We start from the raw sequence: 21,615 nt of genomic DNA, 5'->3' as shown, positions 1-21,615 counted from the left end.
AATGAAACTGGCTGTGTGGACTGTTACAAGAGGAGCAGGTCATTTAGGAAAGAAATATGGAGAGATATTAAAAGCTGATGTTTTTACATTGAAAAAATTTCAGATAGAAGATACTATCCAAATGGATGACTTTACAAGTGTTTTAAATGAAAAGTTCAGCCAATATGAAGGACATATATTTATTATGGCTACAGGGATTGTTATAAGAAAAATAGCTTCTTTGATAAAAAGTAAAGATATAGACCCAGCAGTATTAGTTGCAGATGAAGGAGAGAATTTTATTATCTCTCTTCTTTCTGGACATTTAGGAGGAGCAAATGACCTTGCTAATGAAGCTGCTGAAAAACTTGGACTTCTTCCTATAATTACTACCAGTTCAGATGTAACAGGAAAGATAGCTGTGGACACTCTTTCTCAAAAAATGCAGGGGGAACTGGAAAGTCTTGAAAAGGCAAAAAATGTTACTTCCCTTATAGTTGATGGAAAAGAGGTAAATATTCTTCTTCCTAAAAATGTAAAATTTAACAGTGATGCAAATGAAGAGGGAATAATAGTAGTTTCTAATAGAGAAAAAATAGAGACTGTAAGAATATATCCTAAAAATCTGATTCTAGGTATAGGATGCAGAAGAGGGATAGAAACAGAAATTATAATGGAAGGAATAAGAAAAGCTATGGAGGCTCATAATCTTTCTATTAAAAGCATAAAGAAAATAGCTACTGTTGATTTGAAAGCTGATGAAGCTGGAATCATAGAAAGCAGTAAATTATTGAAAAAAGAGTTGGTCATAGTTTCCAGAGAAGATATAAAGAAAGTAGAAGACAGATTTGAAGGCTCGGAATTTGTAAAAAGACAGATTGGGGTATCTTGTGTATCTGAACCTTGTGCACTTTTAGCTTCAAATGGAAAAGGGAAATTTATTGAAAATAAATTTATTTATAATGGAATGACAGTATCTATTTATGAGGAGAGTTTTAATGATGAATAAAGGAAAAATATATGTAGTGGGAATAGGTCCTGGAAATATGGAGGATATCAGTGTAAGAGCCTACAACATTCTTAAAAATGTTGATATAATTGCAGGATATACAACTTATGTGGATTTAGTAAGAGATGAATTTAAAGAGAAAGAATTTTATGTATCTGGAATGAAAAAAGAGATAGACAGATGTGAAAAAGTTCTTGAACTGGCAAAAGAAGGAAAAACTGTTGCATTAATCAGCAGCGGAGATGCTGGAATATATGGAATGGCAGGAATCATGATAGAAGTAGCAGCTGACAGTGGAATAGAAGTAGAAGTAATACCAGGAATAACTGCATCAGTAGCAGGAGCAGCCCTTGTAGGAGCTCCTATAATGCACGATCAGGCTGTTATTAGTTTGAGTGACCTTTTAACTGACTGGGATGTAATTACTAAGAGAATAGACAAAGCAAGTGAGGGAGATTTTGTAATCTCTCTATACAATCCAAAAAGTAATGGAAGAACTACACAAATTGTAGAAGCAAGAGAAATAATGATGAGACATAAAGCTCCAACTACTCCAGTAGCATTGTTAAGACATGTGGGAAGAGAGGATCAGAACTATACTTTGACTGACCTTGAGCATTTCCTAGACCATGAAATAGATATGTTTACAGTGGTTATAATAGGAAATTCAAAGTCTTATGTAAAGGACAATAAAATGATTACACCTAGAGGATATAAGTTATGATCTGGGTTATTGGCGGGACAAAGGATTCAAGAGATTTCTTAGAAAAATTTGCATCTGCTGATAAAAATATCATTGTTTCAACAGCTACTGAATATGGAGGAAAACTTTTAGAAGGACTTCCTGTGAAAGTGATATCTGAAAAGCTTCCTTTAGAAACTATGAGAGTGTTTATAGAAAAAAATTCTATTGATATAATTGTAGATATGAGCCATCCTTATGCCTTTGAAGTATCTAAAAATGCTATGAGGGCTGCTGAAGAATTTTCCATTCCTTACTATAGATTTGAGAGGGAAGAGATACATATTATTCCTGACAGATTTAGTGAGTTTGAAAATATAGATGATCTGGTAAAATATTGTGATGGGCTGGAAGGAAATATTCTGGTAACATTAGGAAGCAACAATATAGAGCATTTTGCTGAAGTGAAGGAATTGAAAAAATTCTACTTTAGAATACTTCCTAAATGGGATATGGTAAAAAAATGTGAAGATAACGGAATACTTCCAAAGAATATAATAGCTATGCAGGGACCTTTCTCTTTGAATATGAATAAAGCCATGATAGAACAGCTGAATATAAAATATTTAGTGACTAAAAAAGGTGGAGATACAGGGGGAGAAAAGGAAAAAATAGATGCCTGTAATGAAAAAGGAATAGAAGTAATACTTTTAGATAAGCCTAAAATTCAATATCCTAACTGTTACAACAATATAGATGAATTAATAAAAAATATAAAATTATAAATTAAAAACAACTTCTTGTGGAATTAAAAATAAGGAGTTGTTTTTTTGTGATAAAAAAATTTCATAAAATAAAAATATGAAGGATTTTCGACACACAACTGTCACAAAAAGATGATATATTAAACATATAAAATCTTTCCCCAAGATGTTTTATAAAAAAATCCTCCTAAGAACTAGGAGGATTTTTAACATACAAGACTAATCTATTTTATCAATTCTTTCAAAATGATATATTTCATTTTTATTTTTTTCTTTTTCTCTGCATAAATATATACAGTCTTTTTCTATATAAGTTTTTTGATTATCTTCCTTATTTGCAGTAATTACTTTTAATCTAAAATACTTTTCTTCCTTTTTATTCATTTCTTCCTCTTCATCATAAAACAGATCAGCATCGAAATTTTTTTCAGGTATTCCAAGAAAATCTCTAAAATAGAATAAATTATTTTTAAAATTTTTCTCTCTTAATATTTCCATCACAAATTTTTTAAGATTACTTTCAGAATAAGGACTTCTATTATATACCAAAGCATCAATCCGTTTAGTATATTCAATATGTTTTGTACTGGTAATCCCCAAAGTGATATGAGCATCAGCTCCAATCAATTTAAGGAGGCCAAGAGGTTTACTGTCATCTTTTCCTTTGAATGTAACAATAGTAACATCAGGATAAAGATTCTTTACTTTATGATAATTGCACATAATTTTGTCATATGTAGTATCACTGATAAAAAGAAGCCCTATACCATTAATAGAAGTAATCCAGGGATCATGTTCATCATAAATATCTATCTTATATGAAAATTCTGCTGAATTTTCCACAAGGAAATTTTCCAGTGTTTTTTCTGAAAAATTATATTTTTCATACACTGAATTTAAAGAGGCAATATCAAAATTCTGGATATCCTTAGCTGTAAGCACAGCTTTGACACCCATATCATTAGCTAGATATTCTCTTTCAGTAAAAATTATTGTATTAGATAGATATTCACTTTTAGAAGGATTAAAAAAGTATCTTTTAAGCTCTTTAAGGAGTTCAAGATTTTCTTCAATATTATTTCTGAAAATTAAGAATATCAAATAATCTATATCTGGTTCTCTCAAGATAAGAGCTATAGAAGACTCGAAATTTGTCTTATCTATCAATATTATTTTTTTGTGTTTAAGAAAAGTGGAATTTTTTTCCATAAAGTGACCTCAATTTTTAGAATTAATTATGATAATTATTTTACCATTTTTTTATATGAATTACAATGAAGTAGATTTATAGTTGTTCAAAAAATGGAAAATATAAATTTTAAATTATATTTTTATAAAAATTTAACATAGTTATTGTTATTATATTAATGTCTACGAAGAAAGATATTTTAAATTTTTGAAAGAGAGAAGATAAAAATAGTTGCAGCTATTTAATTTATCATGTAAAATAATAGAGAGAACAAGTTTTAAAGATAAAAGTGAAAGTAGGTATCAAATTTGAAAATAGGATTAGCAATTTTAGTTTTTTTTGCAGTCTTTAATTTAATAAATTTCAAAAAGAAAGTTTCTTTGCACAGTCCAAAAGAAAAAATAAAACTAAAGAATATGCATGAACTAAGCGGAAAAGGGGAATTTAAAATTTACTATGAAAATGGCAAAATATCAACTATAGGAAATTATCATGATTTCAAATTAGAAGGTAATTATATATCATTTTATGAAAATGGATCAATTGCCAGTGATGGTTTTTACAAAAATGGACTCCTTGATGGAGAATGGAAATTTTATTCAAAAAATGGTTCTCTTGAGAGAATAGAAAAATATGAAAACGGGGAAAAAATAGAAAATAATTAAAACTTTAAACCAGGTGGCTGATAATTGAAAATATAATTTTAGGAATTTCTAAAATTTAATTTTAATTTTTAGTCACCTGTTGTTTTTGTATGAATAAATAAATCATTTTATATAAATATGGTTTTGATTAAACTCTTAGCTTATAAGTTAAAAAAACTTTTAAAAATATCTTAAATAATAAATTGTTGAGAAATTTTTTTTCCATTTTTTTACTTTTTGCAAAATAATGTTTTAAATGCAATTAAAGAGGAATCTAAATGAAAAAATTCCTTTTAAATTTTAATAAAATATGCTATAAAATAGGATAATGATATTTATAGATTAAAATATTCAAGGAGGAAATTATGATTAAGTTAATAGGAGTATTGATAATACTTTTAGGATTTGTATTAAAGTTTGATACCATAGCTGTTGTACTTATAGCTGGAGTAGCAACAGGATTGGTTGCAAATATGGGGTTTGTTGAGATTCTTGAAGTGTTGGGGAAAGCATTTGTAAGTACAAGATATATGACACTTCTTCTTCTAACACTAGCAGTAGTAGGAATTTTGGAGAGAAACGGACTTAGAGAAAGAGCAGCAAAATGTATCTCTGAATTAAAAGGAGCTACTTGTGGAAAAGTTTTAAGTATATATGTTATTGTAAGAACAATAGCAGCAGCGTTTTCACTTAGATTAAGCGGTCACGTACAGTTCATCAGACCACTTGTTTATCCAATGGTAAAGGGAGCAGCTGAAAAAGAAGGAACAGTAGATGCTAAGACTGATGAAAAATTAAAAGCTCTTGCTACAAGTATGGAAAACTATGGAAACTTCTATGGACAAAATGTATTTATAGCTTCATCGGGAGTATTGTTGATAGTTGGAACTCTAAAAGAACTTGAAATAACAAATGTTGAACCTTATGCAGTAGCAAAATGCAGTATTCCAGTTGCAGTAATTTCAATAGTTGTTTCTGTTATAAGAAACTATATGTTCGATAAGAGTTTAAGAAATACTAAGAGATAATGGGGGAGAGCTAAATGAAAGAAACTATAAATTTAATTTTAGAGATAATGTATGTCATCTGCGGAATAATCTCTATACTATGTGGAATATATGCTTTGAGAGATCAAAAAAATGATAAAAGAATAGGAAGTGCTGCTTTCTGGATAATCTTTGGACTTGTATTTATATTAGGACCATATATCAATCCAGTTATAGTTGGAGCTTCTTTGCTTGTAATGGGATTAATTACAGCTACTAAAAATATAAAAATCGGATCACTTGCTAACAGTAGTGAAGAATTTAGAGAAAAGCAAGCTGCTAAATTAGGAAACCTTATATTCTTTCCTGCTTTATCAATAGGAATAGTAGCTTTTGCCATAGCTCAGTTTACTCCGTTAGGAGGACTTGTAGGGCTGGGAGGAGGAGCATTAGCTGCTCTTGTTATATCTTTAATAGTAACTAAAGAATCACCTGCTATGATACCACATGAGTCATCAAGAATATTACAGCAAATGGGAGCAACTGTTATACTGCCTCAGCTTCTTGGTGCATTAGGATCAGTATTTGCTAAAGCTGGAGTAGGAGAAGTTATTGCTTCATTAATGGGAGGAGTTATCCCTGATGGAAACAGACTTCTAGGAGTAATTGGATACTGTGTGGCTATGGCAGTATTTACAATGATAATGGGAAATGCCTTTGCAGCTTTCGCAGTTATTACAGCAGGAATAGGAGTTCCATTTGTTATTAATTTAGGAGCTAACCCAGCATTAGTTGGAGCACTTGGATTGACAGCAGGATATTGCGGAACTTTAATGACACCTATGGCGGCTAACTTTAATATTGTTCCAGCTTCTATTTTGGAAATGGAAAATAAGAACAGTGTTATATTTGTTCAAGCTCCAATAGCTATAGTAATGCTTATAATTCATATCATCATCATGTATTTATTTGCTTTCTAATTCGGCAATTTAAATAGATAAAAGAAAAACTTAGGAGGTAATATTATGAAAGTATTAATAACTGGTTTTGATCCATTTGGAGGAGAAAAAATAAATCCAGCATGGGAAGCAGTAAGAGCGTTGCCAGATAATATTGATGGAATAGAAGTTATAAAACTTCAAATACCAACTGTATTTAAAAAATCAGCAAAGAAATTATTTGAAAATATAGACTCTGTAAAACCTGATGTAGTTATATGTGTAGGTCAGGCTGGAGGAAGATATGAATTCTGTGTAGAAAGAGTAGCTATAAACTTAGACGATGGAAGAATTCCTGATAATGACGGATATCAACCAGTGGATACTCCTGTATTTGAAGATGGAGATACAGCATATTTCACTTCTCTTCCTATCAAAGGAATGGTAGAGGAATTGAAAAAAGCTTCTATACCAGCAGCAGTATCTAATACAGCAGGAACATATGTATGCAACCATATCATGTACTCTCTTCTTTATTATCTAAACAAAAATAAATTAGATAATATCAGAGGTGGATTTATCCATGTTCCATATATACCTGAGCAGGTAATAGACAAGAAAAATACACCATACATGGAATTATCTAGAATTACAAAAGCTTTAGAAGTATCAATAAAAGCTGTTAAAGCTTATGAGAAAGATATCGTTGTATCTGGTGGAAAAGAATTCTAATTTAAATATGAAAGAGATCAGTATTATGCTGGTCTCTTTTTTACATTACGCTCAATTAAAAAAGTCTAATGATTGGTTATTTAATTGTGAGAATGAAAATGATATTAGTAACTAATAGATATATTTGAGATAAATGATAGAAATAAAGAAGGCAAATAAAAAAACTCAAAACAATTAGTTTTGAGTTAAAGTACACAATGGTACCCCGTAGGGGAATCGAACCCCTGTTGCCAGAGTGAAAATCTGATGTCCTTACCACTGAACGAACGGGGCTTTTGAACTAAGATATGGTATCATAAAATATAATAAGTGTCAATTATTTTTTTCTATAATTCTATATTTCTTATATATGATAGTATTTTAGCAGTGGCAAAAGTTCATAATAAGTTTTATCTTCTATTAAAATATTATGATTATCTTCTACAGAGAATTTGTTTATTCTCAGGAAAATAAAGGCAAGGGCCATTTTGAGTATTCCCATATCCAAAAGAGATTTTTCCTCTGGAGTGAGTTTTCTCACGCTTTCATAAGAATTTAAAAATATCTCAACATATCTTTTTTCAATCTCTGGAGGGAAATTATTTATTCTTATCCAGTAATTGATAACTATTCCAAGATCGAAGATAAAAGGAGCAAAGGTAGAATCATTAAAATCAATAATTCCAGAAACAACTCCATCTTTGACAAAGATATTATCTGGAAAAATATCATTATGAATTACACCACAGGGAAGAGAAGAAAAATCTATCATAGAAATTTTTTCATAGAGAGATAAAAGATTTTTTCTCTCTTCCTCTGTTATTGGAACCTGTTCCATATTTATTTTTGAAAAATAGTACTTTTCATCTATTCTTGTTTTTCTGTTCAGTACCTTGTTTTTAGAAAAAAGATGCATTTTTCCAAGTAATCTTCCAATTTGAGTCAGAAAATTTTCATTTATTTCAGTAAGTTTTTCTCCCTCAATAAAATAAAAAAGACTCATCATTCTTCCATTATATTTTATTAATACTTCACCATCTACAGTACTGCATGGAACAGAACATGGAATTATTGTATTTAATTCCAGAAGAAAATCCAATTCCTCTTTTTCAGCTTCATAGCTGCGGTGACCTTCTAAAACTCTCAATACAAATTTCCCTTTTGAAGTAAAAACAAGATAATTAGTATTGAGTATCCCATCTTTTATACCTTCGTAATGCAGAGGGATAAGATTATATTTAGCTAAAATAGTAGTGATGTCCTCTATATTAAGAACTGTATAAACAGCCATTTCTCCTCCAATTATAAAAAATATTTCAATAAATTTTAACATTTTTAATAAGATTTTTCCACTTAAATAAATACTTTGAATATATTTTTAGGGTTTATATATGATATAATTATAGTATAAACTTATAATGTGAGGGGAAAAGATGAAATTTGATTTGATATTATTTGATATAGATGGAACACTTCTTGACTTTGATTTAGCTGAAAAAAATGCATTGGCAGATACATTAAATGAGTATAATTTTATCTGCAATGATGAGATTCTGAATAGATACCATGAAATAAATATTTTCTATTGGAAGCAGCTGGAGAAAGGTCTTGTTGATAAAAAACAGCTGGCTTACAAAAGATATGAGCAGCTATTTTCAGAATATGGAATAGAAACTGATATAGATACATTTAATTTTAAATATAGAAACAGATTAAAAGAAGGTGCTTATCTTTTAGATAATGCTATGGAAATATGTCAGGAGCTTCATGAAAATAAGATAAAACTGGGAGTAGCTTCCAATGGAGGAAATGATATTCAAATAAGAAGAATAAAAAAGATAGGGCTGGATAAATATCTTGATTATATGTTTGTATCAGAAGAGATTGGCTACAATAAACCTCACAAAGAATATTTTGAACATATATTTCAAAAAATAGAGGACATACCAAAAAAGAAAATAATGATGGTAGGAGATTCTCTCACTGCTGATATACAAGGTGGGAAAAATGCTGGAATAATAACGTGCTGGTATAATCCAAATGGTGAAAGCAGCATAGAAAATATAAAACCTGATTATGAAATAAAAGATCTTTTGGAATTAAGAAAGTTAGTAGGAATACTTTAATAAAAAAAGAGTGAATAGATGCTTTGTAATCAAAATAATAGTGTTAAAACGTATGAAAATATAATCTTGTGTTTTTCTATATTTTAAAATATAATGTAATAAACTTAATAATTGTAAATGATATTAATGGAGGTATGCAATGGAGCTATCTGCTGGTCAACTTAGTAGAATTGATATTTCAGGATATAAATCAATAAAAAAATGTAGTATAAAACTTAATAAAATAAATGTTTTGATTGGAAGTAATGGAGCAGGGAAATCAAATTTTATTTCAGCTTTTGCATTGCTTCAAAATATTTTAGGAAAAAATTTACAAGTTTCAGTGGCACAAAGAGGTTTAAATTCTTTATTTTACAATGGCAGAAAAGTAACAGATGAAATATCATTTGAAGTATTTTTTGGGAATAATTCATATGGTTTTGATTTGATACCAACTGATGATAATAGAATTATTTTTAAAAAAGAATATTTCGGGTACCATGGGCAATGGGAAAATGAAAGCACTGTTTCAAAAGGACATATTGAATCATTGTGGGAAATAGGGTCAAATAATAAACTTGATGACTATATTAAGCCAATTCTCTCAAAACAAAATTGGAGGGTATATCATTTTCATGACACTGGAAAAAGTGCAAAAGTTAAGCAAGAACACAATATTTCTAATAATAAAGTTTTATCATATGATGCAGGGAATTTAGCTGCATTTTTATATCGTCTAAAAAATAATTATGAAAAAAATTATAATGAAATAGTAGGTACAATCCAATTAATAGCTCCTTATTTTAAAGACTTTATTTTGGAACCACAAGAATCAAATAATGAGCTGATTATTTTGAAATGGCAACAAAGGGGCTGTGATGATATTTTTAATGCTTCTCAGTTTTCAGATGGAACTTTAAGATTTATATGTCTTGCAGCTTTATTATTGCAGCCGCCTGAACTACAGCCAGCAACAATTGTAGTGGATGAACCAGAATTAGGACTGCACCCTTATGCAATTACTATTTTTTCAGAAATGGTTAAACAGCTTCCAGATGAAAAGCAGATAATTATATCTACTCAATCTGTAGAATTGTTGAATGAATTTGATGTAGAAGATGTTATAGTTGTTAATCGTAGTGAAGAGGGTTCTATTTTTAAAAGATTAGATATCAATGGCTTAGAAGCGTGGCTTGAAAGTGATTATGCTTTAGGGGACCTTTGGAAGAAAAATATTTTGGGAGGGAGACTTTCAAAATGAAAATAGTATATATTTATTGCGAAGGACAAACAGAAGAATCTTTTATAAATGAAGTATTAGCTCCATATTTAGCAAATATTATGATATTTGCTGTTCCTATAGTTTGTACAACTAAAAGGACAGCCTCAATTAAGCATCGTGGTGGAGTCAGCGACTATAATAAAATTAAAAATGAGGTACAAATTCTTTGTAGACAGCATAAAAATGCGATTATAACTACAATGTTTGATTATTATGCTATGCCTGTAAATACACCAGAGATTAATTGTACAGAAGTTGACATTTATAAAAGAATGGATATTATTGAAAAAGCTATTAACAAAGATATTGGAGAGAATAACTTCTTTTTCAATTTTATACTTCATGAATTTGAAGGATTGCTTTTTTCTTCACCAACATCATTTTCAGAAATAGCTAATGATAATATAGTTGCTAAAATTCAACATATGCGTGATGAAGCTACATCACCAGAACATATAAATAATTCTCCAGAAACAGCACCTTCTAAAAGGTTAGAATCTCTTATACCTAATTATGCTAAAATAACAAATGGAACATTGGTATCAAAAAAAATGGGAATTGATATAATACTTAAAGAGTGCAAACATTTTTCTTCTTGGATAGAGAAAATAAAAACGTTATAATGATGTGAGAAGCTTTTGGTAGCTATTTTGGATCTTTATTAGAATTTCTACACTATGATTCAAAATTCAAAGATTGAAAATATTTATATTAATTAAAATATAAACAAGCAATTAAAAAAGACAGAAAATAGAGTTATCTATAGCTTCTGTCTTTTTTAGGACTAGGAATATCCTAAAATTGTATGGTTAATAAATAAACCCCAATCACAAAGTTTATTTATTGGTCATAAATTAAACAAAAATATTTATTTGAAATATATTTTATTTATTAAATAAGGGAAACCCCAACCTATGTAAGTCAGGGTTATATGGGTTGTTCACATGAGTGAACTATGGGTATTAGAAACAAACTGTCATTGTTCTACCTCCTTATAATATCATACAATAAAACCATAGTCAATCTTTTAATCAATTCATAGTTTATATGAAATAGATTTTTTATATAAATATGATTAAAAAATAATCCAGAAATGAATATAAAGTATTCGAAAAAATAATTCCGCTATTAAAATAACTTGTATAAAAATAGTTTATTAGATAATATATACATAGAGAATGTAAAACAGGAGGAAATGATGAGTGTAGTAGTAAAATTCTTGGGAACAGCACAGGATGGAGGGATTCCACAAATTGGCTGCAAATGTGAGATGTGTACAGAGATAAGAGCAGGAAAAAGAAAAGAAGTATTGCAAGCAGCCATTGGAATAGAAAATACTGAAACAGGAAATAGGTATATGATAGAGGCAACACCTAGCTTTTCCAAACAATACCAAAGTTTTATAGCAGATGAAAATGGTAAACTAGATGGAATATTTTTAACTCATGCACATATGGGACACTATACAGGATTGATGTTTTTAGGGAGAGAAGCTCTTAATTCAAAAGAAGTAAAAGTATATGTGAGTAAAAAAATGGCAGAATTTTTAAGAAATAATGCTCCTTGGAGTCAATTAGTAAAACTTAAAAATATAGAGCTGGTAGAATTTGAAAGCGGAAAAGAATTAGTATTGGATAATGATATAAAAATAATCCCTGTAGAAGTTCCTCATAGAAATGAGTTTGCTGATACACATGGATTTATAATAAAAGGAGAGAAAAGTTTTTTCTTTGTACCTGACATAGACAGCTGGGAAGGATTTGAAGATCAATTAAATGACATTTTTAAACAGTGTGATTATTTAGCTGTAGATGCTACATTTTATACAAAGGAAGAAATTGGAAATATAAGAGGAAGAAATTTTAAAGAGATACCTCATCCTACTGTAGAGGAAACAATAAAATTTATAGAGGAAAACAACTGGAATTTAAAAGATAAAAAAATTATACTGACTCATTTTAATCATACAAACCTATTATTTACTAATAAAGAACTGAGAGAAAAAGTGGAAAAATCAGAAATAATGATATCAGAAGATGGAATGAAAATCACTCTTTAAGTGCTATAATATTATTTAAATTGATTTTATTTGAAATATAGAGTATTATATAAGAGCAGAATAGATATAAGGAGTGATAATTGTGCAGAAAAAGACTGTATGTAAAATTGCGCTGGTATGTGTAGCAGCAACTTGGGGTGGGGGATTTCCTATAACTAAAATAGCTTTGGATAGTGGTATGGCACCAAATGCTATTATGAGTTTAAGATTTTTAATAGCTTCTCTCCTCATATTTTTATTCCTTTTTATAAAAAAAGTGAAGATAACAAAAGAAGAAATGAAACTCGGATTAGGGGCTGGGTTAGTATTGGGAACTGCTTTCTCATTGCAGACAGTAGGTCTTATGCATACAACTTCTTCTAAGAATGCTTTCATAACTGGAGCTTATGTAGTATGCGTACCATTTATGCTGTGGATGCTTACTAAAAAGAGACCTAAATTGATAACTTATATTTCCTCTATAATATGTTTTACAGGGATAGGATTTTTATCTCTGGATGGAGATCTGTCAATGAATTACGGAGATGTATTGACATTGATTTGTGCTTTTTTCTTTGCTCTTCAAATATCTATTATAGGAGCAAGGATAGGGAAGATGAACCCAGTTGTTATAAATGCTTTTCAAATGTTTAGTGGGGGGCTGCTGACTCTTTTGCTAAATATAACTTATGAAAATTTTTCTATTGTGACTACTAGACTTACAACTGTACAGGTAGTGGCAGTAGGATTTTTGATAATATTTAATACCTTGATAGCATATTTGGTTCAGACAACAGCACAAAAATATGTGGAATCCTCAACAGCTTCCCTTATATTATCAACAGAGATACTTTTTGGAGCTATAACTTCTGTTATTCTTTTGGGAGATCCAGTGACAATGAAGACTGTTATGGGAGGATTACTGATATTTGCTTCAGTTGTCATAGCAGAAACAGAATTGAAATTTTTTAATAAAAAATATGTAGAAAGTTAAAAAATAAAAATGTCAGAAGTTTTTATCTGTAAGAGACTGTAAAAGAAAAGTGTAGTACAAAAGAATAATAGCTTTCTATGAGAAGATTTATTTTATCATAGAAAGCTATTTTTTAGTAGTAAACTATATTAGAAATATTGAATTATAATTTTAATCAAAATAGGATAGAAAGCAATAACAGATACTAATCTGATAAACTGCATAACAGCAACCTTAGGAGTATCAGCTCCTAACTCACCAGCTATTATAGCTATATCTGATATTCCTCCAGGAGCAGCTGAGAACATAGATGTGGGAATATTAAAATCGCTTATCTTGTATACCATTATCCCAAGTATAAGATTCATAAGGCAGAAACCACTGATAACTATAAGCACAGGAACTGCAATTGTTTTTAATCCAAGAAGATCACCCATTGTCATTTTAGCCCCAATTAAAGCTCCTCCTAATACCTGAATAAACTGTCTTAATTTTATTGGCATAAAAGCTTTATTGCTTTTTATATTATATGCTGCTACTCCAGCCATAGACACACTCATAGCTCCAGCAGGGATTCCAGCAAAATATCCAATAAAACCAGAGATAGTTCCAATTATCATTGTTATAGCTATTTTCTTGAAATTTACCATAAAAGGAGTTTTTTCCTTTTCATTCTTGATAACTTTCTCTTCAGCTGTTTTTGCTGTATCAATATTATCAGCAGGAGATTTAGCCTTGTAATATCTGATAACTCCTTTTATTAGAACAGGGATAAGGCACATAACAGAAACCAGACGCATCATCTGCATAACAGCAACTTTAGATGTATCAGCTCCAAAGTCATATGCTATCAATGTCATGTCCATTATTCCCCCAGGAGCAGTACAGAAAAGAGCTGTCTTCATATCCATATCAGATGATTTGTAGAGGAAATATCCCATTACAAAATTAATGAGAGCCATAAGAATTACCATTATAACAGCAGGTTTGAAAACCTTTTTCAGCTCAACAATATCATTGTATTTAATACGCGCCCCTATAAATGCCCCAGTAGATATTTGAGCTATCACCTTATAACTTTGTGGAAGATAAGCCTTTCCAGTAACAATACTGAAAATAGCAACTGCAAACAATGAACCTATCATAGCCCCAGCAGGAACTTTGCATTTTAAAGCAATACCAGCTCCTATTAAACCAACGAAAAAAGTAATAAAAAACCACAAAACACTCTCCCCCTTTAAGATAGAAATTTTGAAATATTTATAGACATATTATAGCTCAAAACTTATAGAAATAAAATCAAAATCATAAATTTTCTAAAAATGTGGTATAATTAAAGTGAATGATAAAAAACGAATGAAAGGAAAAGTTTATGATAAAAATAGCGATTTTAACTCCCAAAAATTCTTATTCATATGTGAGAGATGCTTTGAAAGATGTAGAGGGAGAAAAGGAATATATTTTTTATGATAATCTTAATCAATTAAAGGATATATACAGAGAAAATGCTCATAAATTTGATGGAGTAGTTACCAGCGGACCTATTGGTTTTGAGATTATAAGGAAAAATACAAAAATAACTACACCTGTATACTATATAGAAATTGCTAAATATGAATTATACAAGTGTCTTTTTCAGGTACTGTCTGAAAATCCGGGAATAGATTTTTCAAGAGTCTATATAGATTTTGTATCTGAAGCTGAAAAAGAATACTGGCTGGAAGACACTTTTACCAAAGGAAAAGAGCCGATATTTCTTCCATTGGACTACAGTGATGTAAGACTATATGAGAATTTTAAAGAAAAATATCTTAGATTAATAGCTGAGAATAAAGTTGATTTGATTTTAACAAGAATAAGTAATATGCTTTCGTTTTTAGATACTTTAGATGTACCTCATATATTCCTGTTTCCATCTAAAAATACTATAAAAGAGACTGTTGAATTTGCCATAAGAGATATCAAAGCTTCTAAAGCTGACAGTAAGGAAATAGTAATGGGAAAAATAACTTCCGATGGAAATATAAATGAATTGAAAAACAGGCTTGGATATGATTTTAAAAATTTCATCACTCAAAGTGTAGAGGATTATGTAGAAGTGTTTATGCTGAAGAAAGAGTTTATTAATATTAATCCTAAGGAGATAATTAAAAAAGAATATAAATCAAAAGTGAATATTGGATGGGGTGGGGGAGCTAGTATCAGTGAAGCTAGATTCTATGCTGATGAATCATATAGAAAAAATGTGGAATCTAATGGAGAGGTACTGTGCTTGGTAGAAGCTGGAGGAACAACAATACTTACTGGTACTTCAGAAGAGAGTAAAAAAGATCTGGATATAATAGAAAGATTAAAAGAAATAAATATATCTGGAGAAAAAGCAAGAGAGCTTATAGAACTATACAAAAGAGGGGAAGAAGTAACAATAGATAAACTGGCAAAATATCTGAATACTACTGAAAGAACAACAAGCAGAATACTTCTTAAACTTGAAGACAGTAAAATGGCAGATTATTCTATTGAAAAGATAACAAGAGGGCGACCTAAAAAGGTATATAAATTTAAATTTTAAATAAATTAAGTAGAGAGATATCTGTTACAACTAGGTATCTCTTTTTTTTGGGAGAATCATTAATAATTTGAATATATAAAAAATTTGTAGAAAACATTTATAAAGATAAAGAGAAATAATATAATTATATTATTTGAATGTAATATAATAATTATCATAGGAAATTATCTGCCTATAATGTTGTAAAACTATAAAAGGTAGACAAAAATCAGTAGAGAAAATATTGAAAAATAAGGACAAAAAACTTAACGAGACTAAATCCACATAAAAAACTTATTTTAATAAAAAAATCATCACCCGTGAGGTAATTTTACCTTGTGGGTGATTTTTTGTTTTGGTAGTTTATTTCTTGAAATTGTGATGAAAATGATGAACTTTTTGAAATGAAAAAAACAAAAAAAATTTTATTAAAAAAATGCCTTGAAAAACACTAAAAGAATAAATTGATTAAGAGCAATGTTAGAAGAATTTCAAAATTTTTTTTATTTGTGTATTTATTCCAGATTTTATTTTTTTGATATACAAAAATAGAATGTTATGCTAGTATATGAATCGTTATATTTATAAAAATTTTAAATAGCTTTAAAAAATATTAAAAAAAAGGTATTAGATATAAATAAGTTAGTATATATTACTATGAAATTAAAGGAGTGAACAATGGAGAACAAAAGAAACACAAAGAATCAACCATTCTGCTGGCAGGAAAAAAAGATACTGCGATTATTGAGATGTCAGTATGAGGGAAAGGAACATGACAAGCTTAGAAATCTGTATTTAACTCTTACTGAAATCTACAGTGATTTTAATGGGAGAGATATCAAATACTACACTCAAACAATAGCCAAATATAGTAGTTTAAGCAAGGATTGGATTCCTAAAGGATTAAAAATATTTGAAAAGTTAAAAGTGATACAGCTGGTGGAGGAAAGAAGCAAGGGAAAGTTTAAAGGGAAAAGATTAATATTCACTCCTGAAAATATCATTCCTGATAAAACCATTACTGAATTTTTAGAGCCATCAGAAGATAGTTCTTATTTAGAAGATATTAAAAGAGTAAAAGATATAAATAATACACACACAGGAGAAGAGGAAAAAGAAAAACTCAGCGATGCACCTATGGAGATACAGGATATATTAAAAAAATATAAGGAGCTAGGGCTACCAGAATATAACTATCGCCCAGACAACTATGTACTCTTGGGAGTGTGGAGAGAACTTGGCGCTGTAAAACTTTTTGAAGCACTGACACTAATGTCAAAGTCAGAGTTTGTTAAAAACAATATGAGCATCAACAGCATATTCAAGATAGAGAACCTAAAGAAAGCCTTGAATGGAAACTTTAAGGACAAAGAACAAAAGAGCAAAGAGAAAAAGGAATCTAAGAAAAAATTCGTGAGACCGGTATATGAGGATTCTACAGGGAACTTTATCAAGGAGCTTTTAAATAAAATAGCAAAAGAGGATGGAATTGAAGATGAAGAAGTGTGAATACTGCGGAAAAGAATATGTGAAGAATGAGAGTGATTATCTTAAAAACCTTTCTGAAACTTTTAGAAAAAATTTAGAGTATCTTCCAACATGCGACTGTCTGGAAAAGAAAAAAGAAAGAGAACTGGAAGAGTTGGAAAGAAAAAGAACCAGAGAAAATATAGAGAAAAAAATGCAGAAATGCAAGGATATCTCTGTAATAGACAAGAAATTTCAAAACAGCAGATTTGAAAATGCTGATATAAAGTGCGAACAAATGCAGCTGGCACAGCAGTATGTAAAAAGCTTTATGAAAAAAGAGAAGCAGGAAGGGCTGTTGTTCTATGGAGGGGTGGGAACAGGAAAGACTTTCACTACTGCCTGTATAGCAAACTACCTCATGGAGAGAGGAAAGACAGTACTGGTAATGAATCTGGGGCTGTATCTCAATAAGCTCACAATAGAGTGGGGAGCAGCTGAAAGAGATATTCTGAAGCAGGTGGAAAAATGCGATCTTCTGGTGATAGATGATTTTGGTGGAGAAAAGGGATTGGATAAAAATCAAACTGGATGGAGAGGAGAAAAAATATATAATCTCATAGACGCAAGATACAGAAGTGAAAAACCTTTGATAATATCTACAAATTTGAATTTCAGCAAAGATGAGGAAAAGTGCGAGATAAGCGAGAAGTTTTCAAGTCATGGACAGAACAGAATAAGAGACAGGATAATTGACATGTGCTTTCCTGTACAGGTAACAGGGAAGAGCAAAAGAGGGATGACAAAGCAGAAGTTTTTTGAATTTATGTATTAAAACTAAAAAGGGAGACTGATGTATGGAGAGAGAGGAATATATTTTTAAAAAACTTGGAAATCTATCCCCAATGAATAAAACTTTAGCAGATGAAATAGTGAAAGAACTGGGAGAGTGGACCACAATAAACGAGGTGGCAAAATATTTTAAAAAGCATAGAAATACTATTTACAACAAAGTGGAAGAGGGAGACATTCTTCACAGAAGAATGGGAACAAGTATTTTAATCTACACAAGGAGCTTGATTTTTTTACTGGAATAAATTTAAACCTACAAAAAACAAAAAAATCCTCAGTATAAATTTGCTGGGGATTTTTATTTTGAAAACTGATTTAGAAAAATCTTTTTTTAAATCAACTGATAAAAGATAGCAAAGGAGCATAGTTTGAAGTGCTCTGAAAAATATCTATAAAACTAAACAACTTACTATTGTTCGCATTTATGTATAAAAGCGAACTTTTCTCTTATACGATTATAATCTTTAAATTTAAAAAAGTCAAGAAAAAAATTGATTAAAAAAATAGAGATTAAAAAAATGAGATTGGAAAAATTGCCTAAAGTAAAGCCATTACTATTCGCTTTTATACATAAACAAGAACACTTATTTTTTCTGCGTTAAAAAATATAATAAAAATAAAATTAAGGGGAGATAATTTAATGGAAAAATTAATGAAAATGGTGAAAAGAACTAATAAAAAAAGGGGAAAAAATATAACTCTAATAGCAATAATTACTTTTTTATTAAATAATTTTGCTTTTGGAGAAGACTATGAGAAAATAATAACAGGTAAGGATAAAGATACAGTTTTAAAAATAGAAAATATAGAAAAAGAATCCTCACAAGTAGCTTTAGGATTAGGAATAGAAACCTCTGAAAATATAACAGTAAAAATTGATTCTATAACAACAACAGTGAAAGTTGATGAGACAACGGATACGAAAAAAGGAGCAACGGTATTTGGATTAACAAATTATGCTAATAAAACTAATTTATCAAGTGGTTTAAAAGTAAATGCAAAAATAGAAGGAGATTTTAATACAGGAAGGATAGTTGGAATAAATAATACAACAAGGGGAGATTTAAAAATAGGGGAAAGAACAGAAATAAATGTAGAAGCTCTAGGAAATTTTGAATCCTTAGCACTAGATGGAATAAATGTATCTGCTAATACTAATACTGAAATTGGAAGTAATAGTGAAATAAATGTAAGCTCATCTATGGGGCGAATAAATGGTATTGGTACAGCAACTATGTATGAAAATACAAGTAAAATTACAATAGGAGATAATGTAAAAATTAAAGCAGAATTATTAGATGTAAATAATACACATACAAGTAAGAGCTGGGCAATAGCAATAAATAATCAAAATGGGGAGACAATAACTGCTGGAAATGGATTAGTATTAGGAGTATCTGCAATTGGAACAAAAGAAAGTAAAGAAGTTTCTAGTGAAGCAATAAATAATTTAAATGGAGGAAAAATTAAAATTGGAAATGGTTCAATTATTACTTCTGATTTTACTTCTGAAGCTAGAAAATTTAGTAATTATGCTATTGTAAATAATAAAAATTCTGAATTGACTATAGGAGATAATGCCTATATAGAGGCAAGAGGAAAAAATTCAGCAACAACAACAACTCTCTATAATGGAAATAACTCTACTTTAACTATCGGAGAAGGAGCTACAATAACGGTTGATGGAGATAATATTTCTACTGCAAGTAGTATATATACATCTGATGCAAAGACTACTATTGGGAATGGAAGTAATATAAATGCTTTTGGAAAAAACAATAACTTCACAATAGCTATATATAATCTAAATAATGGAAATACTACTTTTAATGGTGGAACTAATATATATTCAGATAAATATGCAATATTTAACACTGGTGGAAATGTATTAATTCAAGATGAAGGATATACCAAAAAAATACAAGGAACAATAAATTCAAAAGGGGTAACAAGTATTCTATTAGATACTAATGATTCATATTTAGAAGGGGCAACATATAAAAGTAATGGAGGGATATTTGATTTAGGATTAAAAAATAAAGCAGTATGGTATGTATTATCAGCAAGTGGAGTATCAAAGCTTGACATGGAAAATGGGATAGTAGATATGACACAGAACCATAAAGGAGAAACTGTAGATGAAAGCCAGTATGTACTCATAGATAATGCAACTGGAAGTGGAGGAACATATATTCTGGATATCTCTCCAGAGGATAAAGATCAAAGTATGACTAAAACAGATGGTATATATATAACAAAAGCTGATGTTCCACAAAATAATTATGTACAAGCAGGAAAAACTTCTATTAATGGCTTGGTAAATCATGATTTTTCAGATAAAGAAAATTCTTCTATCATGATAGGTGCTTCTGATAAAAATGTAACTTTTGAAGGAAAGGAATTTTCTGATATATCAAATGTGTATGATTATACACTGTCAATTGAAGAAAATGTACACGGTGAGGAAGAGACAGAAAATATTTGGTATGTAACTGGGATAAATAAGAAAGAGGGAGAAGTAGTTGAGAAAGTAGAAGAAGATCTTACTTTAAACTATATGAATGCAGCATTATCACGTTTAGAATTAGATACTATTCATAAAAGACTTGGAGAAATACGTGATTATACTTCAGAAGATGGAGTATGGGCAAGAATAGTATCTGGGGAAATGGAACATGATAAATCATCTGGAAAATTTAAGAATGACTATAATATGCTTCAAGTAGGATATGACAAAAGAAAAGAAACAGAAAAAGGAAGTGTATTTACTGGATTTGCAGTACATAAAAGAGATGGGAAAACAGACTTTAGAAATGGTGATGGAAAAAACCATAATATAGGAATTTCTATGTATAAATCATTTGCATATAATGATAATAGCTATACTGATATAATTCTTAAATACAGCCATCTTGATAATGACTATAAAAGTTATACTGAGAATAATCAAAAACTGGAAGCAGATTATAATACTTGGGCAGGAAGTCTTAGCTTAGAACATGGGAAAAAATATGAAAAGAATGCTTGGTATGTAACTCCTCATGTACAAATGAATTATACATATGTAAAAGGTGCAGATTATTCAATGAACAGTGGAGTAAGAGTAGAACAAAGAGATATTAAAAGCTTGATAGGAAGAGCAGGAATATATGCAGGACATGACTTTAAAAAGAGCAGCCATTTTGTAAAAGCCGGTGTATTACATGAATTTGCAGGAGAATATGGCGCTAAAATAACTGGAGAAGATACAAGTCTAAATAAGAAATATAGCGGAAGAGATACATGGGTAGAAGTAGGAATAGGTGGACAGTTCAAAGTTGGTAAAACAGGAACTACACATTTATATTATGATGTAGAGAAAACATTTGGAAGTGATTTTGAAACAAACTGGCAGGCAAGTGTTGGAGTGAGAATAGAACTTTAATACTTTTTATAAAATAAAAAA

Annotated in this window: 20 protein-coding genes and 1 tRNA gene; 17 read left to right on the top strand and 4 right to left on the bottom strand. The window is 29.7% G+C overall.

Annotated features, from left to right (window positions below):
• Position 1: 1 nt before the first annotated feature.
• Genes cbiG through C4N20_RS15060 form a run of 3 tightly spaced genes read left to right on the top strand, consistent with a single transcriptional unit; the run spans position 2 to position 2,455 of the window.
• Positions 2-988, top strand: coding sequence for a cobalt-precorrin 5A hydrolase (gene cbiG, locus C4N20_RS15070; protein ID WP_005977112.1), 987 nt, complete (start codon positions 2-4; stop codon positions 986-988).
• Complete coding sequence (cobJ, locus tag C4N20_RS15065; protein ID WP_035960033.1) at positions 981-1,712, top strand: precorrin-3B C(17)-methyltransferase; 732 nt, start codon at positions 981-983, stop codon at positions 1,710-1,712. Before cbiG ends, cobJ begins: the two co-directional genes overlap by 8 nt.
• Positions 1,709-2,455, top strand: a complete 747-nt coding sequence (locus tag C4N20_RS15060; RefSeq protein ID WP_005977116.1) for a cobalt-precorrin-6A reductase — start codon at positions 1,709-1,711, stop codon at positions 2,453-2,455. The genes cobJ and C4N20_RS15060 overlap by 4 nt, the downstream gene beginning before the upstream one ends.
• Before the next feature lie 198 nt (positions 2,456-2,653).
• Here C4N20_RS15060 and C4N20_RS15055 read toward each other — a convergent pair whose 3' ends face one another.
• Positions 2,654-3,643: a hypothetical protein gene (locus tag C4N20_RS15055; protein WP_005977118.1), complete on the bottom strand. Its 990-nt coding sequence runs from the start codon at positions 3,641-3,643 to the stop codon at positions 2,654-2,656.
• A gap of 288 nt (positions 3,644-3,931) precedes the next feature.
• On the opposite strand from C4N20_RS15055, the gene C4N20_RS15050 reads away from it, so the two are divergent.
• The 4 genes from C4N20_RS15050 to pcp all read left to right on the top strand — a co-directional run bounded on the left by C4N20_RS15050 (position 3,932) and on the right by pcp (position 6,923).
• The gene (locus C4N20_RS15050) at positions 3,932-4,288 is read left to right on the top strand and encodes a toxin-antitoxin system YwqK family antitoxin (protein ID WP_005977120.1); all 357 of its coding nucleotides are present in this window, start codon (positions 3,932-3,934) and stop codon (positions 4,286-4,288) included.
• 344 nt (positions 4,289-4,632) lie between these two features.
• Positions 4,633-5,295 (top strand): DUF969 domain-containing protein, encoded by a 663-nt coding sequence (locus tag C4N20_RS15045; protein ID WP_005977122.1) that lies wholly within the window; start codon positions 4,633-4,635, stop codon positions 5,293-5,295.
• Between the two features lie 14 nt (positions 5,296-5,309).
• Positions 5,310-6,233, top strand: a complete 924-nt coding sequence (locus tag C4N20_RS15040; RefSeq protein WP_005977123.1) for a DUF979 domain-containing protein — start codon at positions 5,310-5,312, stop codon at positions 6,231-6,233.
• A gap of 45 nt (positions 6,234-6,278) precedes the next feature.
• Positions 6,279-6,923, top strand: a complete 645-nt coding sequence (pcp, locus tag C4N20_RS15035) for a pyroglutamyl-peptidase I (protein WP_005977125.1) — start codon at positions 6,279-6,281, stop codon at positions 6,921-6,923.
• A 198-nt stretch (positions 6,924-7,121) separates the two neighbouring features.
• Here pcp and C4N20_RS15030 read toward each other — a convergent pair.
• A tRNA-Glu gene (locus C4N20_RS15030) sits at positions 7,122-7,196 on the bottom strand.
• A 70-nt stretch (positions 7,197-7,266) separates the two neighbouring features.
• Positions 7,267-8,193 carry a homoserine kinase gene (locus C4N20_RS15025; RefSeq protein WP_005977127.1) on the bottom strand — a complete coding sequence of 309 codons (927 nt, stop codon included), beginning with the start codon at positions 8,191-8,193 and terminating at the stop codon, positions 7,267-7,269.
• Between the two features lie 142 nt (positions 8,194-8,335).
• On the opposite strand from C4N20_RS15025, the gene C4N20_RS15020 reads away from it, so the two are divergent.
• From C4N20_RS15020 to C4N20_RS15000, 5 genes are all read left to right on the top strand, one after another.
• Positions 8,336-9,028 carry a YjjG family noncanonical pyrimidine nucleotidase gene (locus tag C4N20_RS15020; protein WP_005977129.1) on the top strand — a complete coding sequence of 231 codons (693 nt, stop codon included), beginning with the start codon at positions 8,336-8,338 and terminating at the stop codon, positions 9,026-9,028.
• A gap of 139 nt (positions 9,029-9,167) precedes the next feature.
• Positions 9,168-10,268 (top strand): AAA family ATPase, encoded by a 1,101-nt coding sequence (locus tag C4N20_RS15015; protein ID WP_005977131.1) that lies wholly within the window; start codon positions 9,168-9,170, stop codon positions 10,266-10,268.
• Positions 10,265-10,912, top strand: a complete 648-nt coding sequence (locus C4N20_RS15010; RefSeq protein ID WP_005977133.1) for a DUF4276 family protein — start codon at positions 10,265-10,267, stop codon at positions 10,910-10,912. The genes C4N20_RS15015 and C4N20_RS15010 overlap by 4 nt, the downstream gene beginning before the upstream one ends.
• A 575-nt stretch (positions 10,913-11,487) precedes the next feature.
• Positions 11,488-12,348, top strand: coding sequence for an MBL fold metallo-hydrolase (locus tag C4N20_RS15005; RefSeq protein WP_005977135.1), 861 nt, complete (start codon positions 11,488-11,490; stop codon positions 12,346-12,348).
• Positions 12,349-12,430: 82 nt separating this feature from the next.
• Positions 12,431-13,321 carry a DMT family transporter gene (locus tag C4N20_RS15000; RefSeq protein WP_005977137.1) on the top strand — a complete coding sequence of 297 codons (891 nt, stop codon included), beginning with the start codon at positions 12,431-12,433 and terminating at the stop codon, positions 13,319-13,321.
• A gap of 128 nt (positions 13,322-13,449) precedes the next feature.
• Here the strand turns inward: C4N20_RS15000 and C4N20_RS14995 are convergent, their stop codons facing one another.
• On the bottom strand, positions 13,450-14,523 hold the full coding sequence (locus tag C4N20_RS14995; RefSeq protein WP_005977139.1) for an AbrB family transcriptional regulator: 1,074 nt from the start codon (positions 14,521-14,523) through the stop codon (positions 13,450-13,452).
• A 149-nt stretch (positions 14,524-14,672) separates the two neighbouring features.
• Between C4N20_RS14995 and C4N20_RS14990 the strand changes: the two genes are divergently transcribed.
• The 5 genes from C4N20_RS14990 (at position 14,673) to C4N20_RS14970 (ending at position 21,594) form a co-directional block, all read left to right on the top strand.
• Complete coding sequence (locus tag C4N20_RS14990; RefSeq protein ID WP_005977141.1) at positions 14,673-15,872, top strand: helix-turn-helix domain-containing protein; 1,200 nt, start codon at positions 14,673-14,675, stop codon at positions 15,870-15,872.
• A 657-nt stretch (positions 15,873-16,529) separates the two neighbouring features.
• Positions 16,530-17,360: a hypothetical protein gene (locus tag C4N20_RS14985; RefSeq protein ID WP_106878544.1), complete on the top strand. Its 831-nt coding sequence runs from the start codon at positions 16,530-16,532 to the stop codon at positions 17,358-17,360.
• On the top strand, positions 17,347-18,153 hold the full coding sequence (locus tag C4N20_RS14980) for an ATP-binding protein (RefSeq protein ID WP_106878535.1): 807 nt from the start codon (positions 17,347-17,349) through the stop codon (positions 18,151-18,153). Before C4N20_RS14985 ends, C4N20_RS14980 begins: the two co-directional genes overlap by 14 nt.
• 22 nt (positions 18,154-18,175) lie before the next feature.
• On the top strand, positions 18,176-18,415 hold the full coding sequence (locus tag C4N20_RS14975) for a helix-turn-helix domain-containing protein (RefSeq protein WP_005977143.1): 240 nt from the start codon (positions 18,176-18,178) through the stop codon (positions 18,413-18,415).
• 395 nt (positions 18,416-18,810) lie between these two features.
• On the top strand, positions 18,811-21,594 hold the full coding sequence (locus C4N20_RS14970; protein WP_005977145.1) for an autotransporter outer membrane beta-barrel domain-containing protein: 2,784 nt from the start codon (positions 18,811-18,813) through the stop codon (positions 21,592-21,594).
• The last annotated feature ends 21 nt before the right edge of the window (positions 21,595-21,615 follow it).

This window comes from Fusobacterium ulcerans (genome assembly GCF_003019675.1).
GTDB lineage: Bacteria > Fusobacteriota > Fusobacteriia > Fusobacteriales > Fusobacteriaceae > Fusobacterium_A > Fusobacterium_A ulcerans.
Note: the sequence above shows the minus strand (reverse complement) of the source record. Positions and strands in the feature narration are given on the sequence as shown.